Source organism: Streptomyces sp. NBC_01241 (genome assembly GCF_041435435.1).
Taxonomy (GTDB): Bacteria; Actinomycetota; Actinomycetes; order Streptomycetales; family Streptomycetaceae; genus Streptomyces.
Genome location: NZ_CP108494.1, coordinates 1,103,874 through 1,123,771 on the forward strand (window position 1 = coordinate 1,103,874; position 19,898 = coordinate 1,123,771).

The 19,898-nt window shown below is 71.7% G+C and carries 17 protein-coding genes; 7 read left to right on the forward strand and 10 right to left on the reverse strand.

Going from position 1 to position 19,898, the window contains the following annotated elements:
- Positions 1-146 precede the first annotated feature (146 nt).
- Positions 147-1,235, forward strand: coding sequence for a WD40/YVTN/BNR-like repeat-containing protein (locus OG306_RS04440; RefSeq protein ID WP_266744730.1), 1,089 nt, complete (start codon positions 147-149; stop codon positions 1,233-1,235).
- A gap of 90 nt (positions 1,236-1,325) precedes the next feature.
- On the opposite strand, the gene OG306_RS04445 is transcribed toward OG306_RS04440, so the two are convergent.
- Positions 1,326-2,003 carry a uracil-DNA glycosylase gene (locus OG306_RS04445; RefSeq protein WP_266744731.1) on the reverse strand — a complete coding sequence of 226 codons (678 nt, stop codon included), beginning with the start codon at positions 2,001-2,003 and terminating at the stop codon, positions 1,326-1,328.
- Between the two features lie 112 nt (positions 2,004-2,115).
- Here OG306_RS04445 and OG306_RS04450 point away from each other — a divergent pair, with 112 nt between their 5' ends.
- Both OG306_RS04450 and OG306_RS04455 read left to right on the forward strand, forming a co-directional pair.
- The gene (locus OG306_RS04450) at positions 2,116-3,216 is read left to right on the forward strand and encodes an N-acetylglucosamine kinase (RefSeq protein ID WP_266744732.1); all 1,101 of its coding nucleotides are present in this window, start codon (positions 2,116-2,118) and stop codon (positions 3,214-3,216) included.
- A 119-nt stretch (positions 3,217-3,335) separates the two neighbouring features.
- Entirely contained in the window at positions 3,336-4,259 is a 924-nt protein-coding gene (locus tag OG306_RS04455; RefSeq protein WP_266744733.1) for a sirohydrochlorin chelatase, read from the forward strand.
- Positions 4,260-4,407: 148 nt separating this feature from the next.
- Here the strand turns inward: OG306_RS04455 and OG306_RS04460 are convergent, their stop codons facing one another.
- The 4 genes from OG306_RS04460 to OG306_RS04475 form a co-directional block, all read right to left on the reverse strand.
- Complete coding sequence (locus tag OG306_RS04460) at positions 4,408-5,493, reverse strand: lactonase family protein (RefSeq protein ID WP_327350005.1); 1,086 nt, start codon at positions 5,491-5,493, stop codon at positions 4,408-4,410.
- Positions 5,494-5,623: 130 nt separating this feature from the next.
- Positions 5,624-7,132, reverse strand: a complete 1,509-nt coding sequence (locus OG306_RS04465; RefSeq protein WP_266752076.1) for an FUSC family protein — start codon at positions 7,130-7,132, stop codon at positions 5,624-5,626.
- 286 nt (positions 7,133-7,418) lie between these two features.
- The gene (locus OG306_RS04470; RefSeq protein ID WP_266744735.1) at positions 7,419-8,738 is read right to left on the reverse strand and encodes a sensor histidine kinase; all 1,320 of its coding nucleotides are present in this window, start codon (positions 8,736-8,738) and stop codon (positions 7,419-7,421) included.
- A gap of 39 nt (positions 8,739-8,777) precedes the next feature.
- Positions 8,778-9,941 (reverse strand): acyltransferase family protein, encoded by a 1,164-nt coding sequence (locus tag OG306_RS04475; protein WP_266744736.1) that lies wholly within the window; start codon positions 9,939-9,941, stop codon positions 8,778-8,780.
- A gap of 295 nt (positions 9,942-10,236) precedes the next feature.
- Between OG306_RS04475 and OG306_RS04480 the strand changes: the two genes are divergently transcribed.
- The 3 genes from OG306_RS04480 to OG306_RS04490 all read left to right on the forward strand — a co-directional run bounded on the left by OG306_RS04480 (position 10,237) and on the right by OG306_RS04490 (position 14,266).
- Positions 10,237-10,722, forward strand: coding sequence for an Lrp/AsnC family transcriptional regulator (locus OG306_RS04480; RefSeq protein WP_266744737.1), 486 nt, complete (start codon positions 10,237-10,239; stop codon positions 10,720-10,722).
- A gap of 345 nt (positions 10,723-11,067) precedes the next feature.
- On the forward strand, positions 11,068-12,288 hold the full coding sequence (locus tag OG306_RS04485) for a serine/threonine-protein kinase (protein ID WP_266752077.1): 1,221 nt from the start codon (positions 11,068-11,070) through the stop codon (positions 12,286-12,288).
- A 640-nt stretch (positions 12,289-12,928) separates the two neighbouring features.
- On the forward strand, positions 12,929-14,266 hold the full coding sequence (locus OG306_RS04490; RefSeq protein ID WP_266744738.1) for a geranylgeranyl reductase family protein: 1,338 nt from the start codon (positions 12,929-12,931) through the stop codon (positions 14,264-14,266).
- A gap of 25 nt (positions 14,267-14,291) precedes the next feature.
- Here OG306_RS04490 and OG306_RS04495 read toward each other — a convergent pair whose 3' ends face one another.
- Positions 14,292-15,104, reverse strand: coding sequence for a LysR family substrate-binding domain-containing protein (locus OG306_RS04495; RefSeq protein WP_266744739.1), 813 nt, complete (start codon positions 15,102-15,104; stop codon positions 14,292-14,294).
- A 58-nt stretch (positions 15,105-15,162) separates the two neighbouring features.
- Between OG306_RS04495 and OG306_RS04500 the strand changes: the two genes are divergently transcribed.
- Positions 15,163-15,552 (forward strand): DUF5997 family protein, encoded by a 390-nt coding sequence (locus OG306_RS04500; RefSeq protein WP_266744740.1) that lies wholly within the window; start codon positions 15,163-15,165, stop codon positions 15,550-15,552.
- Between the two features lie 326 nt (positions 15,553-15,878).
- Here OG306_RS04500 and OG306_RS04505 read toward each other — a convergent pair whose 3' ends face one another.
- From OG306_RS04505 to OG306_RS04520, 4 genes are all read right to left on the reverse strand, one after another.
- On the reverse strand, positions 15,879-17,033 hold the full coding sequence (locus OG306_RS04505; RefSeq protein WP_266744741.1) for a glycosyltransferase family 4 protein: 1,155 nt from the start codon (positions 17,031-17,033) through the stop codon (positions 15,879-15,881).
- Positions 17,034-17,049: 16 nt separating this feature from the next.
- Entirely contained in the window at positions 17,050-17,283 is a 234-nt protein-coding gene (locus OG306_RS04510; protein ID WP_266744742.1) for a hypothetical protein, read from the reverse strand.
- Positions 17,284-17,951: 668 nt separating this feature from the next.
- Positions 17,952-18,623 carry a response regulator gene (locus OG306_RS04515; protein ID WP_266744743.1) on the reverse strand — a complete coding sequence of 224 codons (672 nt, stop codon included), beginning with the start codon at positions 18,621-18,623 and terminating at the stop codon, positions 17,952-17,954.
- 178 nt (positions 18,624-18,801) lie between these two features.
- Entirely contained in the window at positions 18,802-19,764 is a 963-nt protein-coding gene (locus tag OG306_RS04520; RefSeq protein WP_266744744.1) for an alpha/beta hydrolase, read from the reverse strand.
- Positions 19,765-19,898 lie beyond the last annotated feature (134 nt).

A 19,898-nucleotide genomic window follows, 5' to 3' on the forward strand; every position in this document is an offset into this window, starting at 1 on the left:
GCGCTTTCCACATGTGCTGCACCGTACCGTCGCCGACCGTGGAAGCAACAGGGTCCGGGTGTCCGGGGCCGCCCTGCGGGCCTCTGTCAGTGGTGGGGTGCAGACTGGCGCGTATCCGGCACACAGGCGTTTCGGGAGGTTCGGCCATGACCGACGTACTGCTCACCGTGGGCACCCGCAAGGGACTCTTCATCGGCCGCAGGCGCGGCGGCACGTGGGAGTTCGACGACCCGCATTTCAATGCCCAGGCGATCTATTCGATCGCCATCGACACCCGCAGGGAGGTTCCCCGCCTGCTGGTCGGCGGGGACAGCGCCCACTGGGGCCCGTCGGTCTTCCACTCCGACGACCTGGGCGCCACGTGGGTCGAACCGAGGCAACCGGCCGTGAAGTTCCCGGAGTTCACCGGGGCGTCGCTGGAGCGGGTCTGGCAGCTGCACCCGGCGGGCCCCGAGGCGCCCGATGTCGTGTACGCGGGGACGGAGCCGGCGGCGCTGTTCCGTTCCGAGGACGGCGGGGAGTCCTTCGAGCTGGTCCGCCCGTTGTGGGAGCATCCGACGCGTTCGAAGTGGGTGCCGGGCGGCGGCGGAGAGGGACTGCACACCATCCTCACGGACCCGAGGGATGCCCGGGAGGTGACGGTCGCGGTCTCCACGGCCGGGGTGTTCCGCACCAAGGACGGCGGTGCCAGCTGGGCCCCGGCGAACAAGGGCGTGTCGGCGGTGTTCCTCCCCGACCCGAACCCGGAGTTCGGCCAGTGCGTCCACAAGGTGGCCAGGGACGCGGTCGATCTCGACCGGCTCTATCTCCAGAACCACTGGGGAGTCTTCCGGAGCGACGACTCCGGGGACAACTGGACGGACATCGGCCGGGACCTCCCCTCCGATTTCGGTTTCGCCGTAGCAGCGCATCCGCACCGCGCGGACACGGCGTACATCTTCCCGATCAACGCCGACGCCGACCGCGTCCCGGCCGGACACCGCTGCCGGGTGTTCCGCACCGAGGACGCGGGCCGTACCTGGGTGCCGCTCTCGGCAGGCCTGCCCGAAAAAACGCATTACGGCACGGTGCTGCGCGACGCGCTCCGTACGGACGACGCCGACCCGGCGGGCATCTACTTCGGCAATCGCAACGGCGAGGTGTACGCGAGCGCGGACGACGGCGACAGCTGGCAGCAGCTCGCCGCGCATCTGCCGGACGTCCTCTGTGTCCGCGCGGCGGTCATCGGTTCGTGACCACCGGCGGTTGATCCACGTGGCAGGCCCGGCCGGGCAGTCGGCGGCGGGCCGGCCGCCGCCGCCGTTGCAGCAGCACGGGTGTGGCTGCTACGGCAACTGCCAGTCCACCGGCTGGGCGCCCTGGCGGAGCAGGAGTTCATTGGTACGGCTGAAGGGGCGCGAACCGAAGAAACCGCGGTCCGCCGACATGGGCGAGGGGTGCGCGGACTCGATCGCCGGGAAGTCGTCGAGGAAGGGACGCAGATTACGGGCGTCGCGCCCCCACAGCACGGACACCAGGGGCTTGCCGCGCGCGGCCAGCGCCCGGATGGCCTGCTCGGTCACTTCCTCCCAGCCCTTGCCGCGGTGCGCGCCCGGTTTGCGGGGTGCCGTCGTGAGCGCCTTGTTCAGCAGCAGCACACCCTGGCGCGTCCACGGTGTCAGATCGCCGTTGGACGGCCGCGAAAGCCCCAGGTCCGTGTGCAGTTCGCGGAAGATGTTCTCCAGGCTGCCGGGCAGCTGACGCACATCGGGGGCCACCGAGAAGCTCAGGCCCACCGCCATCCCGGGTGTCGGGTACGGGTCCTGACCGACGATCAGGACGCGTACGTCGTCGAAGGGTTGCTGGAACGCGCGCAGGACGTTCGCCCCGGCGGGAAGGTAGGTGCGGCCGGCCGCGACCTCCGCACGCAGGAAATCGCCCATCGCGGCGATGCGTCCGGCCACCGGGGCAAGCGCCTCGGCCCAGCCGGACTCGACTACTTCGTTCAACGGTCGTGGTGCCACAAAACCTCACTCTACCGGCGTACACGCCCCGCCTCCGACGGGCGGTCCCGCAGGTCATCCATACCCTCGGTTAGGCTGCCGCCGTCATTCCTCTTCTCCCTGGAGCCGGTTCATGAGCTCACGCAGGCATTCGCCGGAATGCAGCGATGCCGGTGTGCGTCCGGGTGCGGAGGCGGGTGCGTCGGGGCCGTTCGTGCTCGCCGTGGACTCGGGCGGTTCCGGTCTGCGGGTGGCGCTGGGCGCCCTCGACAGGTCCGCTGCGGTGGGTACGACCGTCTGCGCCGAGCCGGTACGCACCGGACCCGCGGGCATCGACGCGGGCCATCTGCTGGAACAACTGCTGCCCGCCGCCCGCCTGCTGCTGCATCGGCACGGCAGCAATAGTGGCAGCGGTGAAGGCTCCACGATCACCGCCGTGGCGATCGGCGCCGCCGGTATGGCGACGCTCGGCGGGCAGTTGCGCGCCGAGCTGCCCTCGGCCCTGGAGCAGGCGCTCGGCGTGCGCCGGCTGGCTCTCGCCGCCGATGCCGTGACCGCGTACGCGGGTGCGGTCGGGCAGCTTCCGGGGGCGGTCGTCGCGGGCGGCACGGGCATGATCGCGCTGGGTACGGATCTGACGAGCTGGCGCCGGGCCGATGGCTGGGGGCATCTGCTGGGTGACAGCGGTGGCGGCGCCTGGATCGGGCGGGCCGGTCTCGATGCGGCCATGCGCGCCCATGACGGGCGGCGCGGTGGGTCCGCCCCGCTGCTGGCCCGGCTGGAGGCCGTGTTCGGGCCGGCGCCGGAGCTGCCGGGGCTGCTCTATCCGCGTACCGACCGGGCTGCCGTACTGGCCTCGTTCGCGCCCGAAGTGGCCGCGTGTGCCGGACACGATCCGGTCGCCGCAGGCATTCTGCGCGAAGCCGCCGGACATATCGCAGCGGCGGCCGCGGCGGTGTGCCCCAAGACCGGGGCCGACGACGAACCATGCGAAGTGGCCCTGACGGGCGGCCTGTTCCGGATGGGCGATCCGCTGCTCGTACCGCTGCGCGAGGAACTGTCCCGGCAGGTCCCGCGGGCACGGCCGGTCCCCGGTTCGGGTGATCCCCTGGCCGGGGCGCTGTCCATCGCCCAGGCGTTGGCCACCGGCGATCTGCGGCTGCCCCGCCACCCGACGCTGCTTCACGTACCCGGTGAAGGGCCCGGGAAGGAGCCGGGACAGGCGCCCGGATAGGTACCGACAGAGCAGGAAAGTCGACCGGTAAGCCCCTCATCGGATAAAAGCGGACAGATGACGCCCGACCGCCCCCTCCCCGAACGGAGGGGTACCCAAAACCAGTAGCATGCGGCGCCATGAGCACCCCCACTGGGCCCGCTTCCGGCCTGCCTGTACGAATGCCGCGACCTCGCCAGTCCGGACGGCACCGCCGCCCGGAGCCCGTGGTCGCACCCGAGGGCGCTGCCGCGCTCGTTCTCGCCGTTCCCGGTACCCCCTCTTCGGCCACGCGGAGTCTGGCCGAAGAGGTGATCAGCATCGCCCGTTCCGAGCTGCCCGGCCTCAATGCCCGGGTCGGCTACCTCGACGGCGACGATGCCGAGTACCCGACGCTGTCGTCCGTACTCACCCACAGCGCCGCCGAGCGCGTCGCGCGCTACGAGCAGGCGCTGGCCGTCGGCCGCGAGGTCACCGAGCCCGAGGGGCCGTCCGCCGTCGTGGTGCCGCTGCTCGCGGGGCCGGACAGCGCTCTGATCCGGCGCATACGGCAGGCCGTGATGGACAGCGGTACGCAGGTCGAGCTGACCGATGTGCTCGGCCCGCACCCGCTGCTCGCCGAGGCACTGCACGTACGGCTCTCCGAGGCCGGTCTCGCCCGCGCCGACCGTGCCAGGCTCTTCACCGTGGCGACGGCCGCGGATGGCATCGTGCTGGCCACCGTGGGTGGCGAGGAGGCCGTGCAGGCCGCCGGGATCACCGGCATGCTGCTCGCCGCCCGGCTCGCCGTACCGGTGATGGCCGCCGCACTCGACGTGGAGGGTTCCGTCGCGTCGATCGCCGAGCAGTTGACGGGTTCCGGCTCGGCGCAGCTCGCGCTCGCTCCGTACCTCGTCGGCCCCGAGGTGCCCGAGGGCCTGCTGGACGCCGCCTCGAAGGAGGTGGGTTGCGCGACGGCCGAGCCGCTCGGCGCGTATCCGGCGATCGGCAAGCTCGTGCTGTCGATGTACACGACGGCGCTCGGCATCGCGCCGGCCACGCCGCAGGGTGCGCAGGCGCACTGACCCGGTGCCGGTGTGCCCGGGGCCCTTCGTCCCGATCGTGCCGGGCTTGCGGGCCCTGGTGGCGCGTGTGCCCTCGATCGCCGGACGGGCTTGAATCTCCTGACCCGTCCGGCGATCGCGCAGTGCGTGGCGCGGTGGTCTCGTGATCTCAGGCGAAGATCACGCAGGACGCGGCCGGGGCCTCCAGCGCGCCCGCGTGGTGCGGAACGCCGGTCGCCGGGTCGACGGCGAACCAGCTGACGTTCCCGGACCGCTCGTTGGCCGCGTACAGCCATCGGCCGGTGGGGTCGAGCGCGAGGTCGCGCGGCCAGTGCCCGCCGCAGCCCACGGTCGTGACCAGGGTCGCTTGCTCGCCCGTCGCGTCGAGCGCGAGGACGGAGATGCTGTCGTGCCCCCGGTTGGCGGTCCAGAGGAACCGTCCGTCGTGCGAGACGACCACCTCCGACGGGTACGTCACCGGGGCCGTACCGCCGGTCGGCTCCTCGGGCAGCACGGAGGTCTCACCGACCGGTTCGAGGACTCCCGTGGTGGCGTCCCACCTGCACGCGGTGACGGTCGGTTCGAGTTCGCTCAGGACGTAGGCATGGCCGCCCGCGGGGTGGAACGCCAGATGGCGTGGGCCGGTGCCCGGCCGCAGGGCCGTCTCGCCGTGCGTCCGCAGCACCCCATTGGCCGGGTCGAGTGCGCAGATCCGTACGGAGTCGGTGCCGAGGTCCACGCTGAGCACCCAGTTCCCGGAGGGGTCCGGCAGCACCTGGTGGGCGTGCGGGGCCTGCTGGCGGCCGGGGTTCGGACCACTGCCCTCGTGCCGGAGCACGCTGGTGGCATCGCCCAGGGAGCCGTCGGCCCGCACGGACAGGACGCTGACGCTGCCGGAGCCGTAGTTGGCGGTGAGCAGATGCCCGCCCGCGAGCGCGAGGTGGGTCGGACCGCTGCCTTCGACCGGTCGGATCTCGCCGATCGGCTGCGGCACATCGCCGGTGATGTCGAGTGCGGCGGCCGCGCCGTGTTCGGTCTCACTGACCGTGTAGAGCACCCTGCCGCCCGGCCCCGGTCCGTGCCCCAGGACGAGATACGAGGGATCGGGGACGGTGTCCGTCGCGCCGAGGACCGTCAGCGCCCCGGTCTCCCGGTCCACCGCGGCGACGGTGATTCCCCGCCCGCCCGCCGACGTGAACGACCCGATGAATGCCCGCCCCGCGCCGTTTGCGCTGCCCACCGCACTGCTTGTCATCGCACTGCCCCTCTTCGCCGAGTGACCACGGCCGTTCTCGCCGTCGTGATCTTCCGGGGGCGACGGTAGCAGTCGGCCCTTCAAGGTCTAGACCATGGTCTCGACCGCCGACGGGGTCCTCGGGGCGGCCTCACGCACTGATCAGCGGGGCGCGCGGATCGCTGCGCAGCGGGGTGGCGAGTTCGGCGAGGGCCCGCTCCAGGCCGTGCAGATGGGCGAGCGCGGGTTCCGCGACGGCCCGGTGTTCCGGGACGCCCGGCGAGCTCGCCCGGTGCGGCAGGTCCGGGGCCGTCAGTGCCTCCACGGCGGCCTCGACGCGCCAGCAGGCGGCGGCGAGGCGGGCGTCGTGGGATGCTTCCGGGTCCGCGGCGACGGAGGCCAGTCCGCGCACCTCCCGGGCGCAGGTGTCCAGCAGGGCGAGTACCTGCCGGGCGCGGGCCTTGCGGGCGCGCAGCGGACTCAGCGGGTGCACCAGCGGGGCCAGGGACAGCCGTACCCGTCCGAGGAGCGCCTCCAACTCGGCGATCCGGGGCGCGGGATCGGCGGTCGGCGAGCCCGAGAGCCGCGCCGCGGCCTCGGCTGTACAGGTGTGTACGCAGCGCAGGGCCCGCTGGATCCACGCGTCGGTCGTGGCGTGCGTGGTGACCGGCAGCACGAGGAGCACCGCGAGCATCGCGCCGAGCGCTCCGGCCGCGGTCTCGGTGAGCCGCAGCACGAGCAGGGCCGGGTCCAGCACGCCGAGGAGTCCGTAGAGCGCCCCTGCCATCACCGTCACCGAGAACACCATCCAGGTGTAGGAGACCGAGGCGGTGTAGAAGATCCCGAAGACGCCGACCGCGACGAGGACCGCACTGGGCACAGCCGCACCGTGCAGCGGAACGACGACGGCCAGGCCGATGGGGATGCCGATCAGTGTTCCCAGGATCCTGCGGAAGCCGCGTACCAGCGTCTCGCCGCGCGAGGCGGTGTTCACGAAGACCCACCAGGTGGCACCCACGGCCCAGTACCAGCGCTGCTCGGACAGGAGCAGTCCCGCCACGAGTGCCAGGGCTCCCCCGGTGGTCGCCTGAATCGCCTGGCGTGTGGTCGCGCGCGCCAGCCCCTTACCGGTCACCGGGGCGGGTACGGGGGCGGCGGCGGGCAGCCGTCGCTCGTAGCACCACAGCCCGAAACGGACCGTCGACGAGGCGAGCAGGGAGAGGGCGACCGCGGAGTACAGCTCGGGCAACTGGCCGGGCAGCGTGTGGAGGAACTGCGTGGTGAAGAAGGCCATGAACGCGAAGACGCCCAGCGAGTGGCCGCGCGGCCCCCATCGCCTGGCGTACACGCCCAGGCCCATGACCGCGAGGAACGCCGTGTCCCGCGCCAAGGGGTGGTCGTGCAGCGCGGCGGCGAGAGCGAGCACGGGGAAACCGGCGGCCGGCAGCAGGGCGGTGGTGATCGCCTGGGCGCGCACCGTGGTGTCCAGCACCGTGAACAGGGCCAGCAGCGCGGCGAGACCGCCGGTGATCGCCGCGACGAGCGAGTGACCGGCCAGGCCGCACAGCGCGACGGCCGAGCCGATGCCGAGGACGGCCCGGACACCGCTGCGCAGCCGCAGCCGGCCCGGGTCCGGGGAAACGAACATCCTCTTCAGCACCGCATGCTCCCGCTTCTGCACACCGGTCCTGCGCACCGGCATGAAAAAGGCGCCGCGGGGATCCGCAGCGCCATCGACGGGTCCATCACAACATCTCTGCGACCTGTGGCTCAACCCGACAGGAGATCAATGGGCCATTGGCACAGATTTCAGGCGATTGCCTGCGCCACGGATAGGCCAACGGACCGGAACGGGACCGAACCCCGCCCGTAACACCCCGGCATGTACGCATGTGGCCGTCGCGTGGCCGCGCGACTCGATGCCTCCTCGGCCGGGCGGGTGGCCATCAGTACGGGGCAGGGGGCTGCGCGGGCAGTATCGCGGTCACTTCGTAGCCACCGTCGGGGGTGGCTCCCGCGGCGAGTTCGCCGCCCAGCATCGCGGTGCGCTCGCGCATGCCGAGCAGGCCGTGGCCCGCGCCCGCCGAGGGCGGGGCGGCCCGGTCCGGCGAGGTGTTGGTGACCCGGACCGTGACGCCCGACGCGTGGTGGTCGATCCCCACCCGCGCGTGCGCGCCCGGGGCATGACGCAGGGCGTTGCTGAGGGCCTCCTGCACGATGCGGAACGCCGAAAGCTCGACGCCCGGTGACAGGGGGCGAGGCTCTCCGGTGGTCTCGGTGGTGACGGTGAGCCCGGCGCCGCGCGCATTGGCGATCAGTTCGTCCAGCCGGTCGAGGGTGGGCTGGGGTGCGTGCCGGGCGGCCTGCGGCGTGGGGTCCTCGGAACGCAGCACTCCGAGGACCCGGCGCAGTTCGGTGAGCGCGTCGACCGCGTTCCTGCGAATGCCCTCGACGTTCTCCTTCAGCTCGTCGGACGGGTTCTCGACCAGGTGTGGGACGACCTGGGCCTGGATGGAGATGACCGACATGTGGTGGGCGACCACATCATGCAGTTCGCGGGCGATCCGGCTGCGTTCCTCCAGAAGGGTGCGCCGCGCGCGCTCCTCCGCGGTGAGTTCCTCCTGCACGACCAACTGCGTACGGGCCACTCCGAGACCGCGGAGCGCGGCCCCGACCACCACCGAGGTGATGAGGACCCCGACGGCGAGACGGACGTCGCCGTGGTCGGGCCAGCGTCTGCTCGCTCCGCAGGCGAGTCCGACCAGCAGGGTGATCGTCAGGGTCTCGACCGCGATCCGGGGCCGGACCCGTAGGGCGAGCAGGAACAGCACCGCGGTCTGCAGCGCGATCCCGGCCGCGTCCCACGGGTACGTCACACCGCCGGGCACGGGGACTGTGGCGAACGGACCGGGGGCGGAGGCCGCGGCGAACGGGGTCACCACGATCATGACGAGCAAGAAGGCCCACCACGCCTGGACCGGGCGGAACAGCGCGGCGACGACCGCCGCCGACTGGATCCCGGCGAACAGGACGCCGAGCTGTATGCCCGTCCCGTAGCGGAAGGCGAACTGGTTGGTTTGGGCGATGAGCATGCCCACCGCGACCATCCCCAGCGGCACCGCGATCGCCGGCCGCCAGTCCAGCCAACGCGGCTGCCCCGGCTGCCCGTTCGGGTCGGCCGACCACGTCAGGAGATCCGTGCGCAGGGTACGGGGCACCGCCCGCAGCACCTGCGCCGACCGCTTGACCACGTCTCCCCGTTTCATGAGCCGCACCTTAGACCGGCCCTCGGTTGCCTGTCGGCCTCAGACATGCCGCGCCGCCTTTGCCCGTGCGGGACGGCGCTCGCGGACGACCAGGCTGTTCCTCCGCGGCCGGCCCCGCTCGTGACCGCGGAACGCCGCGCAGCAGATCAACAGCGCCCCGGCGAACGCGGGCAGCCAGGCAAGCCGGGCGAGTACCCAGCCGGGATCGTCGGGGACGGTGTGCAGACCTTGCAGGGGCCCGCCCATCAGGAGGCCGGTGGCGGTGACCGCGATCATCGCGGTCTGGTGCCACAGGAAGACCGTCATCGCGGAGAGGTTCACCGTCGCCACCGCCGCCCAGAGGGCCGGGCGCCGCAGCGCCCGGCGCAGCGGGCCGAGCAGCAGCAGCGCCGCTCCGCACTGGGCGAGGCCGAAGGTGACCACGGCGAGCGTCGGCGGGTCGAGGTTGGAGATCTTCACGCCGGGGACTCCGACCATCGCCGCGGGGTAGCCGGCCAGGAGGACGAGTCCGGCGGTGGCGGCGGTTCCGCCGATCAGCAGCACCCAGCCGGTCCTGCGGCCGCACAGGTCGCCCCGGGCCCAGGCCGCGCCCAGGCAGTACGGAACCAGCCAGCCGGCCAGCACGTTGACGGAGGTGAACCCGCCGGGGGCGTCCAGGCCGAACCGGTAGAGGTCGGTGATCAGCACGACGGCGAACGGCCACAGCGGATGCAGTCTCGCCACGAGCGGGGTCGCCGCGGTCAGCACCGCGAAGACCGCCAGGAACCAGAGCGGGGACCACACGAGCTTGCACAGCGCGCGCACGGTGTCCTGGTCCGCTCCCGAGGCGAGCATCATGCCCGCCGCCGCGGTCCATACGAGCAGCACGACGACCACCGGCCGCAGCAGCCGGGCCATCCGCGTGCGGAGCCACCGGCCGTAGCTCTCGCCCCGGGCGCGGGCGCAGGCGTAGCTCTTCGCACCGACCTGTCCACCGACCAGGAAGAAGACGGCGAGGGTCTGGAACGCCCAGGAAACCGGGGTGAATCGGGGCATGTAGTGCAACGGGCTCGAACCGCGCATGGTGCCGCTGTCGACGACCAGCGCGGTCACCATCCAGTGGCCGAGAACGACGCCGAGGATGGCGAGGGCACGCAGCGCGTCGACGGCACGGTCGCGGTCGGCGGGAGTGGCGGATTCGATCCGCCGGACGAAGTCACGCATGACGCTCTCCCAAGGGCTCTGCGGGCACGGCCGTTGCGGCCACGATCCGGACCATGGCGAGGGCTCCTTCCGTACCGGACGGCTTGCGGTGATTCGGCTACCGAAGCTATGGACGGGGCCCCGTAGTCCGCGTCACGCCGGAGTGTGAACCTTTTTCGTAGGTCTGGAGGACTACGGGTATGAGACGGGTATGGGACGGGAGCCGGGCTGCGCCGGATCGGTGCGAACGGGCGGCCGACGGGCCGTTGGTACAGTCGCAGCCCGGATCGGCCTAACAGGAAGTGACCAACGGACCATGGCGGTGGACGCCCTCGACACCCGCATCCTGCGGTTGCTCATCGAGCAACCGCGTACCAGCGTCCGTGAGTACGCGCGCATCCTCTCCGTCGCCCGGGGCACCCTCCAGGCCCGGATCGACCGGCTGGAGCGGGACGGTGTGATCACCGGCACGGGACCGGTCCTGTCCCCCGCCGCGCTGGGTCACCCGGTGCTGGCCTTCGTTCATCTGGCGGTCACCCAGGGGCATCTGGACGAGGTCGGTGAGGCGCTCGCCGCGGTGCCGGAGATCGTCGAGGCCTTCTCGACCACGGGCGGCGGCGATCTGCTGGCCCGGGTGGTGGCCCGCGACAACGGACATCTGGAGGATGTGATCCAGCGGCTGATCCGGCTGCCCGGCGTGGTCAGGACGCGTACCGAGGTGGCGCTGCGCGAGCGGGTGCCGCACCGGCTGCTGCCGCTGGTCGAATCGGTGGGCCGCTCGGCCCCCGGGGGCCCGAAGTGATCACCGCGCCGGTTTGCCGGATACCCTGAACTCACCATACATTCCGCACTCTTCGTCTCTTTTCAACCGCAACGGCACGCTGGTTCCCAGCGAAAGTCCCTCGCTGCCAAGGATCTTGTACGGGGCGGAAGGGCCCTGTGGAGCACCTGAGAGCAGCGGGATGGCCACGCGGCGTGCCATCGAGGTCCGGCGGCCCGATATCCTGATCACGCCGCGCGTCCCCTACCCGCCCCGACCCCCGTCGGGGCGCAGCCGTGGCAGTCGAACGGCCCACAATTCGAGATTGGTGCACAGGTGCTGGTAGCTGGTCGGTACCGCTTGACGTCCCCCATCGGCCGCGGCGGCATGGGTGAGGTGTGGCGAGCCTCCGACGAAGTGCTCGGCCGGGCGGTGGCCGTGAAGCTGCTGCTGGGCGACCACGCGGACGAGTCGTCGACGGCCCGGTTCCGCCTGGAGGCGCAGACGGCGGCCCGCCTGAGCCACCCTCACCTGGTGGCCGTGTTCGACTTCGGTTCCTGGGAGAACCGTTTCTTCCTCGTGATGGAGCTCGTCGAAGGCAGAAGCCTGGGCGATCTGCTCGCAGCCGAGGAGCGGCTCGGCGCCGAGCAGGTCGCCCGGATCGCCGGTCAGGCCGCCGCGGGGCTCGCCGCCGCCCATCGGCAGGGCGTCGTGCACCGCGACATCAAGCCCGGGAACCTGATGCTGGACGCCGAAGGTTCCGTCAAGATCGGCGACTTCGGCATCGCCCAGTTCGTCGACGACCCCTCCGCCGCGCTGACCACCACGGGACAGATCGTCGGCACCAGTCTCTATCTCGCCCCGGAACGCGCCCTGGGCCGCACGGCCGGTGCGGCGTCCGACATGTACTCCCTCGGCTGTGTCATCTATCAACTCCTGCTGGGCGAGCCGCCGTTCCGCTCCGATACGGCCACAGCCACGCTCTATCAGCATGTCGATACCGCGCCCGTGCCGCTCGGGCAGCGCGGCGTCGACCTGTCCCCGGCCTTCGACTCCTACCTGCTGGGGCTGCTGGCGAAGCAGCCCGAGGACCGGCCCACCGCCCAGCAGGTCGCCGACTGGTTCCAGAGCGACGCGTGGCGGGGGCAGCCGGAACCCCTGCCGATGTACGCCCCCGCCCCTCCTCCGATGGCGCCCGGTGTTCCCCGTCCCCCGGCGTCCGCCGCCGCGTTCGGCGCGGCCCCGACGCCCGCCGCCGCGCAGCAGGCCGAGGGCTCGACGACGTACCGCATGCCGCAGGCCGGTGGGCACAGACGGCGTGCGGCGGAGCGGGCCGCGCCCACGCCCCGGCGCACCAGTGCCCGCGAGGCCATCAGACGTCGGCCCAGAGTGGCGAGCGCCATCGCCGGTACGGTCGCCTTCCTCGCGGCCGTGTACCTGGGGATGAGCCTGTTCTCGCCGGATTCCAGCTCGGCCGACACGCCGGACAGCGGCTCCACCGCGACCACCGGCCCCGAGGCACCGGCGCCCGGCCAGCCGGCGCAGGACAACGGGAACGACGAGGGCAACGGGGGCAGTCGGGACGACGGGGGCGACGAACAGGACTGAGTTCCGCTCCGCCGCCGCCAGGCCCGGGCGGCCTCCGACCTGAAGCGGCCCCTCCGCGATCCGGGATCGTTGTGCGATCCCACCACCGCGGCTTGACCAGATTTGCCAAGTCCCCTGGCAGCCTGCGCAGTCCGTTGACAAGGCCATGACGGCATGTGATGTTCGGTCGCTCGATCACGCTCCCGCACCCTGCCGTGGTTCGCCACATGCTGCGGGCCGGTTCATGCAACGACCTTGGCCGGTCGGCCGGTTGGACGCGCCGAAACCGCATGAAGGGGCGGCCCACCGGGCATATGACGGATAACCGTCAGGGGGTGGTGGCAATGGGCCGCATCAGGATCGTCCGACGCCCGCAGCGGCCGTCGCAGCCGCCGCCCCTCGATCTGCGGACCCCGTCCGGCCGCCCGCTGCCGTACTGAGCACGCCCCGCGACCCAGCGGCACCGTGCTCTCCCCACCTGCGGCCCGGGAAGTTACCGCACGCCTGGTTGATGTTGCATCAGTGCGGTGCCGAGACGTCCGGACCCGATGCCGGACATCCGGGCCGGGTTCCGCACCAGCCCTCCTTGATCGATGATGATGCACAGGGCTGCCGTCCTCGGAACGGCACCGCCCGTCCCAGGAACAGGAAGGGGTTCCCCATGCGGGAAACGACGCCGGACCGGTCTCCGTCGGACGATCCGACCGCCCCCGGCTCGGACGAGGATGCCCAGGTGATCGTGGTGGGGGCGGGGCCGGCGGGTTCGACCGCGGCCTTCCACCTCGCCAGGGCGGGCATCGACGTCCTGCTCCTGGAGAAGTCCCGCTTTCCCCGCGAGAAGGTGTGCGGGGACGGCCTGACTCCACGGGCCGTGCATCAGCTCATCCGGATGGGCGTCGACATCAAGGCTCCGGGATGGACACGTTCGCGCGGGATGCGCTGGGTGGCCGGGAACCATCAGGTGCACATCGACTGGCCCGCGCTCGGGCGATACCCGGACTTCGGCCTCTCACGCAGCCGGCACGACTTCGACGACATCCTGGCCCGGCACGCCGTCGCCGCCGGAGCCCGGCTGCGCAGCGGCGTGAAGGTGACCCATCCGCTGACCGACCGCGCCGGTCGCATCACCGGCGTCGACGCCACGACCGAAGCGAAGGAGCCGCTCACCTTCCGCGCACCGATCGTCATCGCCGCCGACGGCGCCTCCGCCCGCCTCGCCCTCGCCATGGGCCTGCAGCGGGACCGCAAGAGGCAGATCGCGACGGCCGCCCGCCGCTACTACCGCAGCCCGGAACGCTCCCGGGAGGAGTACCTGGAGCTGTGGGCCGACCTCCGCTTCCCGGGCAGCGATCACTTCCTGCCCGGATACGGGTGGATCTTCCCCATGGGCGACGGCCGCGTCAACGTCGGTCTCGGTGCGCTGCCGCACCGACGGCACGGAAAGGCGGACCTGCGCGCCACGTTGGACGAGTGGCTGGCCCGTACCCCGCACGCATGGGGACTGCGCGAGGAGAACGCCGAGGGCCCCGTCCGGAGTGCGGCCCTTCCGCTGGGCTTCAACCGTCACCCCCTCTACACCCGGGGGCTCCTCCTCGTCGGCGACTCCGGAGGCATGATCAGCCCCTGGAACGGCGAGGGCATCGGCCAGGCCATGGAGGCCGGTGAAGTCGCGGCCGAGACCGCCACACTCGCCCTCGCGCTCCCCCGCGGCCCCGGGCGGGAGCGGGCGCTGCACGGCTACCCCGTCGAGATGAACCGCCGCTGGGGGCGGTACTACCGGCTGGGGAACACGGCCGCGGACCTCGTCTTCAGCCGGTCCGGCTTCCAGCCGGTCCTCAACCGTTACGTCATGGGATCGCCGTTCCTGCTCGACACCCTGGCCCGGCTGCTCACCAACCTCACGGACAAGCCCTCGCACGACCTGATCGACCATCTGCTCAACGGGGTCGTGCGCCTCGTCCCGGAACCGAACGTGCGACGCAGGCGCCGGCGGGCCTGACGGGCCCACGCGGGTTGCCGGGTGGCTACGACCGGCGGCGGGGCTTCCCACGCTTGCCGCCACCCTTGGCGGCACCGCCGGAACCGCTCCGCGGGCTCTTCCCGGACGCTTTGCCGACTGCCTTCCCCGCTGTCTTCCCGACGGCCTTCCCGGTGCCGGGCTTGCGCTGTGCGGTGCCCGTACCGGAACGTGCGGCCTTCGATTCCTTCGGTTGTGCCGGGGACTTGGGGCGACCCCGTGAACTGTTGACGGTCCGGCCCCGGACGATCCCGATGAAGTCCTCGACCAGGTCGGTGGTCTCGTCCTCCAGCCACGACAGCGCGACGCGCGACTCGGGGGCGTCCGACACCGGCCGGTACGTGAGGTCCTTGCGGTGGTGCAGGCGGGCGAGCGACTGCGGGACGACGAGAAGGCCCACCCCCGCCCCCACCAGCTCGATGGCGTCCGCCGTCGTGGCGGGCCGCTCGATCGCGGGCCGTCCCGGCCGGTGCTCCCAGTCGAGGGTGTCGTCGAGCGGGTGCAGCACGATGTCATCGGCGAGATCCTCGGCACGGACCTCGTCGACCGCCGCGACGGCATGGTCCTTCGGGACCACCACGACCGTCGTCTCGGTGTAGAGGGGGATCGCGCTGAGTCCCGTTCGGTCGATCGGCAGCCGTACGAGACCCGCGTCGGCGCCACCGCCCCGCAGCACGTCGGACGCCTCGGCGGCCGACACCCCGATGAGGGTCAGGGGGACGCCGGGCAGCCGCTCGTTCCAGATCCGCACCCACTTGGTGGGTGTCACCCCCGGGACATAGGCGAGCCGGAACGAAGGGGTTTCATCCGAGCTTGTCACTCCGCCAGGTTACCGGCCCTGGTCAGAGGTAGCGCACATGCTCGATACCCTTGGCACCATGACGTCGCACAAGACCGCCCAGACAATGAAGCCCGCGACCGCGGCAAAGAAGCTGGGTGTGTACCTAGAGGCCACCCCCGCCGAGTTCCAGGAGGGTGTCGTCTCGCGCACCGAGCTGGACGCACTGCAGTCCGATCCGCCCGAGTGGCTGCGGGAACTGCGACACAACGGACCGCACCCCCGGCCGGTGGTCGCGGCGAAGCTGGGCGTCTCCATCTCGGGTCTCGCCCGTGGCGGAATCACGGAGGCCCTCACCACGGAGCAGATCGAAGCGCTGAAGACGGACAACCCCGACTGGCTGCAGCAGGAGCGCACTACCCAGGCCGAGGTCCGGAAGGAAGCGGTGCGGATCAAGGAAAAGAAGGAGAAGGAGAAGGAGGAGAAGTAAGGGGGAGGACGCAGCCCGCGGCGATCAAGCCCGCGGATCGCGCTCCTGACTTCCGGCTTCCTGCCCCCGGCACCTCCGTCCCCGGCGCGCACGGGCCCGCGCTCGGGCGCCGGCGGGCCCCATCTCCCGGGAACGGCACGATCCCGGCGCCGGACCCCGCAGGCCGAGGACCGTACTGCTCACTCGGCAGCGGCTCGACGCCCCGCTGCCGGCCCGACCCCTGCCCCGGCATCCGGCCGTCCGGCTCGCGGGCGCCGTCGTCGAGACGCAGCCCGGGCTCCCTCGAAGAGCGTTGCAGTACGCGGGGCCGGCGCCGTTCGCCGGGCCTACTCCTGCCCCGGCGTGACCGCCGGGATGCTCTCGGGGTTCAGCAGTTGCGTCAGATGACGGGCCGAGGCGTCCCAGGACCAGGATTCCCGCGCCCAGTCGCGGCCCGCAGCTCCCATCTCGGCGGCCAGGCCGGCGTCGAGGAGTATCCGGGTCAGCGCACCGGCGACCGCTGTGGTGTCGGTGCCGTCGACGACGCGGCCGGTCCGGCCGTCGAGCACCGTGTCCGGAGCACCGCCCGAGTCGCCGACGACCACCGGCAGACCGCTCGCCGCCGCCTCCAGGAACACGATCCCCAGCCCCTCCGCCTCCAGTCCCGCCTTCCGGGTGCGGCACGGCATCGCGAAGACGTCCGCCGCCGCGTAGTACGCCGGCGTCTCGGTGTGCGACTTCCCGCCCACGAAGCGGACCGCCCCCTCGCCGTGGCGCAGCGCCAGCTTGCGCAGCCGTGCCTCGTCCGGGCCGCGTCCGACCACGACGAGCACCGCGTCGGGCACCTCCCGGCGGATCAGCGGCAGAGCCCGGATCAGCATGTCCTGGCCCTTGCGCGGGACCAGCCGGGCCACACACAGGATGACCCGCTTGCCCTGCAGGCCGAGCTCGGCCCGCAGCGCGGACCCGGCGTCCGCGTCGGGCCGGTACACCTCCGCGTCGACCCCCGGCACCAGGCGGCTCATCCGCGCACGCGGACCGAGGGACGACTCGATCCGGGCCCGCGTGTACTGGCCGAGATACGTGACGACATCCACGCCCTCACCGATGCGGCGCATCAAACGGCGTGCACCGGGTGTCCTGGCCCACCAGATCTCATGGCCGTGGGTGGTCGCCACCATGCGCCGTATGCCGCTGCGGCGCAGCGTCGGCGCCATCAGGGCGAGCGGCGCGGCGGCCCCGAACCAGACCCGGTCGCAGTCATGGGCTCTGGCTATCTCGATCGCCCTGCGCGTGACCCGCCCGGTCGGCAGCAGCATGCCGCTGGTGTCACGTACGACAGGAAACGGGAGCGCCGCGTCGTAGGCGGCGTCACCCGGCTCGCGCGACGTGTAGACCACCACGTCGTCGTCCGGTATCCGCGTCGCCATCGCGTGCACGAAGGTCTCGATGCCTCCCTGACGCGGCGGGAAATCGTTGGTGATGACAAGGGTGGAGCCCATGAATGTGTTGGATCCTTCAGCTGGATGGGGTCGAGCGAGCCGTGAAGAGGTAGTTGCGGCAGTCGTCGGTCACGTCGGCCACACGTACCCAACTCCGGTTTTGCCAGCGGTACATAACGTAGTCGAGCGCGGCGAGCCGGCCGACGAGGTGGGCCGCCTTCATGTCGTACTTCTCGAGGTGCCGGTCCTCGATCTCCAGCAGGAGGGCGGGCCGGTGGCGCAGCAGCGTGCGCCGGGCACCGGACAGCACGGCTGCCTCCGCCCCTTCGACATCGGCCTTGATCGCGCTCGCCGAGCGCCATGCGGTGCACGGTGACGTTGTCGCAGCCGAGGGTGGCGGCCACGGTCCTGAGCCATTGCGCCGGGCCGTGCAGCGGTTCGACGCTGTGCACCTTCCCCGACGGTCCGGCCAGCGCGGACAGGTTCCAGGTGTAGAGGCCGTACTCGGCCCCGATGTCGAGGCAGACAGCGCCCGGCCCTACCAGCGGCCGCAGTCCCGCCACTTCGTCTTCCACGAAGTCCCAGCGCCCAGATGCCCAGCGCAACGCGTGCGCGACCGACAGCACGCGCAGTCCCGGCTGTGGGCGACCGCCGGACCGGGGACCCGAGGGATCCGGCCGACGGGTCAACCTGCCGCTCATCAAACGCCTTTCAGCCTCCACGGGCGCACGGGCTCTGTTGCCGGAACGACGCCACACGCGGTCGGCCTTCCATCGCATCATCGGGTGCGGGGTGATCCCATCCTTCTTCAGAAGCAGATTGGCCCGGGCATCAGACCTGAGATGTACATCTCAGGTCTGGATCCGCAGGTCCGAAACCGTCGTGAAGGAACACAGACCAGGGCTTCACGCCCCGGCCTGGCGAGCAGGCACCTCCTTCGGCTTCGGCGGGCCCAACGGCCGTTGTCCCGGAGCGGCCTCAGCTTCCGCCGGGACGCACCAGGCCCGTCTCGTACGCGTGGATGGCTGCCTGAGTGCGGTCGCGCAGGCTCAACTTCACCAGGATCCGGCTCACATGGGTCTTGACGGTCTGTTCCGCCACCACGAGTTGCTCGGCGATCTCCGCGTTCGACAGGCCCTGCGCGATCAGCGACAGCACCTCGGTCTCGCGCTCCGTGAGATTGCCGCTGCGGCCCTTGACCGGGCCGCGGGGGACGTCGGCCATCCGGGAGAACTCGGCGATGAGACGCTTCGTGATGTTCGGGGCGAGCAAAGCCTCACCGGCCGCCACCACCCTTACGGCATGGGCGAGTTCGGCGGCGGACGCGTCCTTCAGCAGAAACCCGGACGCCCCGGCGCGCAGCGCCTCGTAGACGTACTCGTCGAGGTCGAACGTGGTCAGGACGAGGACCTTGGTGGTGTCGTCGGGTGACGCCATGATGCGGCGCGTCGCCTCGATGCCACCGACCCCGGGCATCCTGATGTCCATCAGTACGACATCGGGGGCCAGTTCGGCGACCTTGGCGACGGCGTCGATGCCGTCCACGGCCTGACCGACGACCTCGATGCCGGGTTCGGCGTCGAGCAGCACCGTGAAGCCCTGGCGGACCATCATCTGGTCGTCGGCGATCAACACGCGGGTGGTCGTCACTGGTTGTCCCCGGCAAGGTCGGCGGGTTCGGCGGGCAGCTGCGCGGACAGCGTCGCGATCACTTCGTATCCTCCATCGGGGGTGGCGCCGCAAGCCGGCGTGCCGCGCACCTGGGCGCCACCGTACGTGACCCCGGCGTCGGCAGTCCCCTCCAGAAGGTCCTCACGCAGCCACCGGATCAGGCACGAGGGGCATCGGGGATCTGTCCGTCCACGATCCGGGCGATGTTCTTCAGGGGTACGGAACCGGGCGCGAGATAGTCGCTGTGACCACCGGAGCCCGCGTCGAAGATCCGGGCGCCGAAGCCTTCGGACACCGGGTCCGTACCGAAACCGACGTCCGCGTACGGGAGTTGCAGGCGTACGTGTGGCACGTCGGCGATCCAGTCGTCGCCGCCCCGGCCCGCCCAGACGACGGCCGGGGTGCGCAGGCCGGCCACGTCGTCGACTCCGACGCCGGGGCTGCCGTACAGGACGAGATCCGCGATCCGCAGTCCGGCCGCGGCCCGTGCGCAGACGACGGACCCGTAGGAGTGGCAGAGCAGGGAGGTCCGGGCAGCGGGTTTGACCTTCATCAACTCCCCTAGGAATTTCCTTAGTTCCAGGGCGGCGTCCTGGGCGCGGCGTGAGGTCGCGGCGACCAGGCTCACCGTGGCCGGCGTCTCGTAGCCGAGCCAGGCGACGACGGCGGACCGGTCGCCCAGCTGCGTCCGCAGCGCCTGGGCGCCGCTCTTCAAGCGCCAGTAGTTGTCGACGCTCATGCCCGCGCCCGGGACCAGCACGGCGATCCGGTCGGCCCGGGACAGATCGCCGACCACCTCGACGGAGCGGCCTCCGTGGCGTCCGTCGAAGGTGAGGAGGTGGCGCGCGGGACCGGCCAGCACGCGCAGCGCCTCGGCGCGCTTGTCGTCGCCGTGGTCGTGGGCCGTCCGCGCGGCCGCTGCGATGTCCGCGCGGGTCGCGGCGTACCGCACGGCGAGGGCGCTCGGGGTGGCGGCGGGCAACGGGCCCCGGACGGTGGGTGCGGGCGATGGTACGTCGGCGGGCCTGACCGCACCCGATACCGGTACGGCCACCGACGCGACGACCAGGGCGGTGAGCAGGGCGCGGCACAGGCGTCTTCTGCGTGGGCGGGACGCCACAGGTGGTTCCTTCCGTACCGGATGTCGTTCTCGATTCCGGTACGAAGCTATGGATCACGCCTCGTAGTCGGCGTCCCGCCGGGGAGTGAACCTTGCGCGTAGTTCTGAAGTACGGGGGTAGGAGGCGGATGCGG

Bases quoted from the DNA above. Each gene is read 5' to 3' on its own strand.
- OG306_RS04440 (WP_266744730.1), top strand. From the start codon at position 147: ATGACCGACGTACTGCTCACCGTGGGCACCCGCAAGGGACTCTTCATC.
- OG306_RS04450 (WP_266744732.1), top strand. From the start codon at position 2,116: ATGAGCTCACGCAGGCATTCGCCGGAATGCAGCGATGCCGGTGTGCGT.
- OG306_RS04455 (WP_266744733.1), top strand. From the start codon at position 3,336: ATGAGCACCCCCACTGGGCCCGCTTCCGGCCTGCCTGTACGAATGCCG.
- OG306_RS04460 (WP_327350005.1), bottom strand. From the start codon at position 5,493: ATGACAAGCAGTGCGGTGGGCAGCGCAAACGGCGCGGGGCGGGCATTC.
- OG306_RS04470 (WP_266744735.1), bottom strand. From the start codon at position 8,738: ATGAAACGGGGAGACGTGGTCAAGCGGTCGGCGCAGGTGCTGCGGGCG.
- OG306_RS04475 (WP_266744736.1), bottom strand. From the start codon at position 9,941: ATGCGTGACTTCGTCCGGCGGATCGAATCCGCCACTCCCGCCGACCGC.
- OG306_RS04480 (WP_266744737.1), top strand. From the start codon at position 10,237: ATGGCGGTGGACGCCCTCGACACCCGCATCCTGCGGTTGCTCATCGAG.
- OG306_RS04485 (WP_266752077.1), top strand. From the start codon at position 11,068: ATGGGTGAGGTGTGGCGAGCCTCCGACGAAGTGCTCGGCCGGGCGGTG.
- OG306_RS04490 (WP_266744738.1), top strand. From the start codon at position 12,929: ATGCGGGAAACGACGCCGGACCGGTCTCCGTCGGACGATCCGACCGCC.
- OG306_RS04500 (WP_266744740.1), top strand. From the start codon at position 15,163: ATGACGTCGCACAAGACCGCCCAGACAATGAAGCCCGCGACCGCGGCA.
- OG306_RS04505 (WP_266744741.1), bottom strand. From the start codon at position 17,033: ATGGGCTCCACCCTTGTCATCACCAACGATTTCCCGCCGCGTCAGGGA.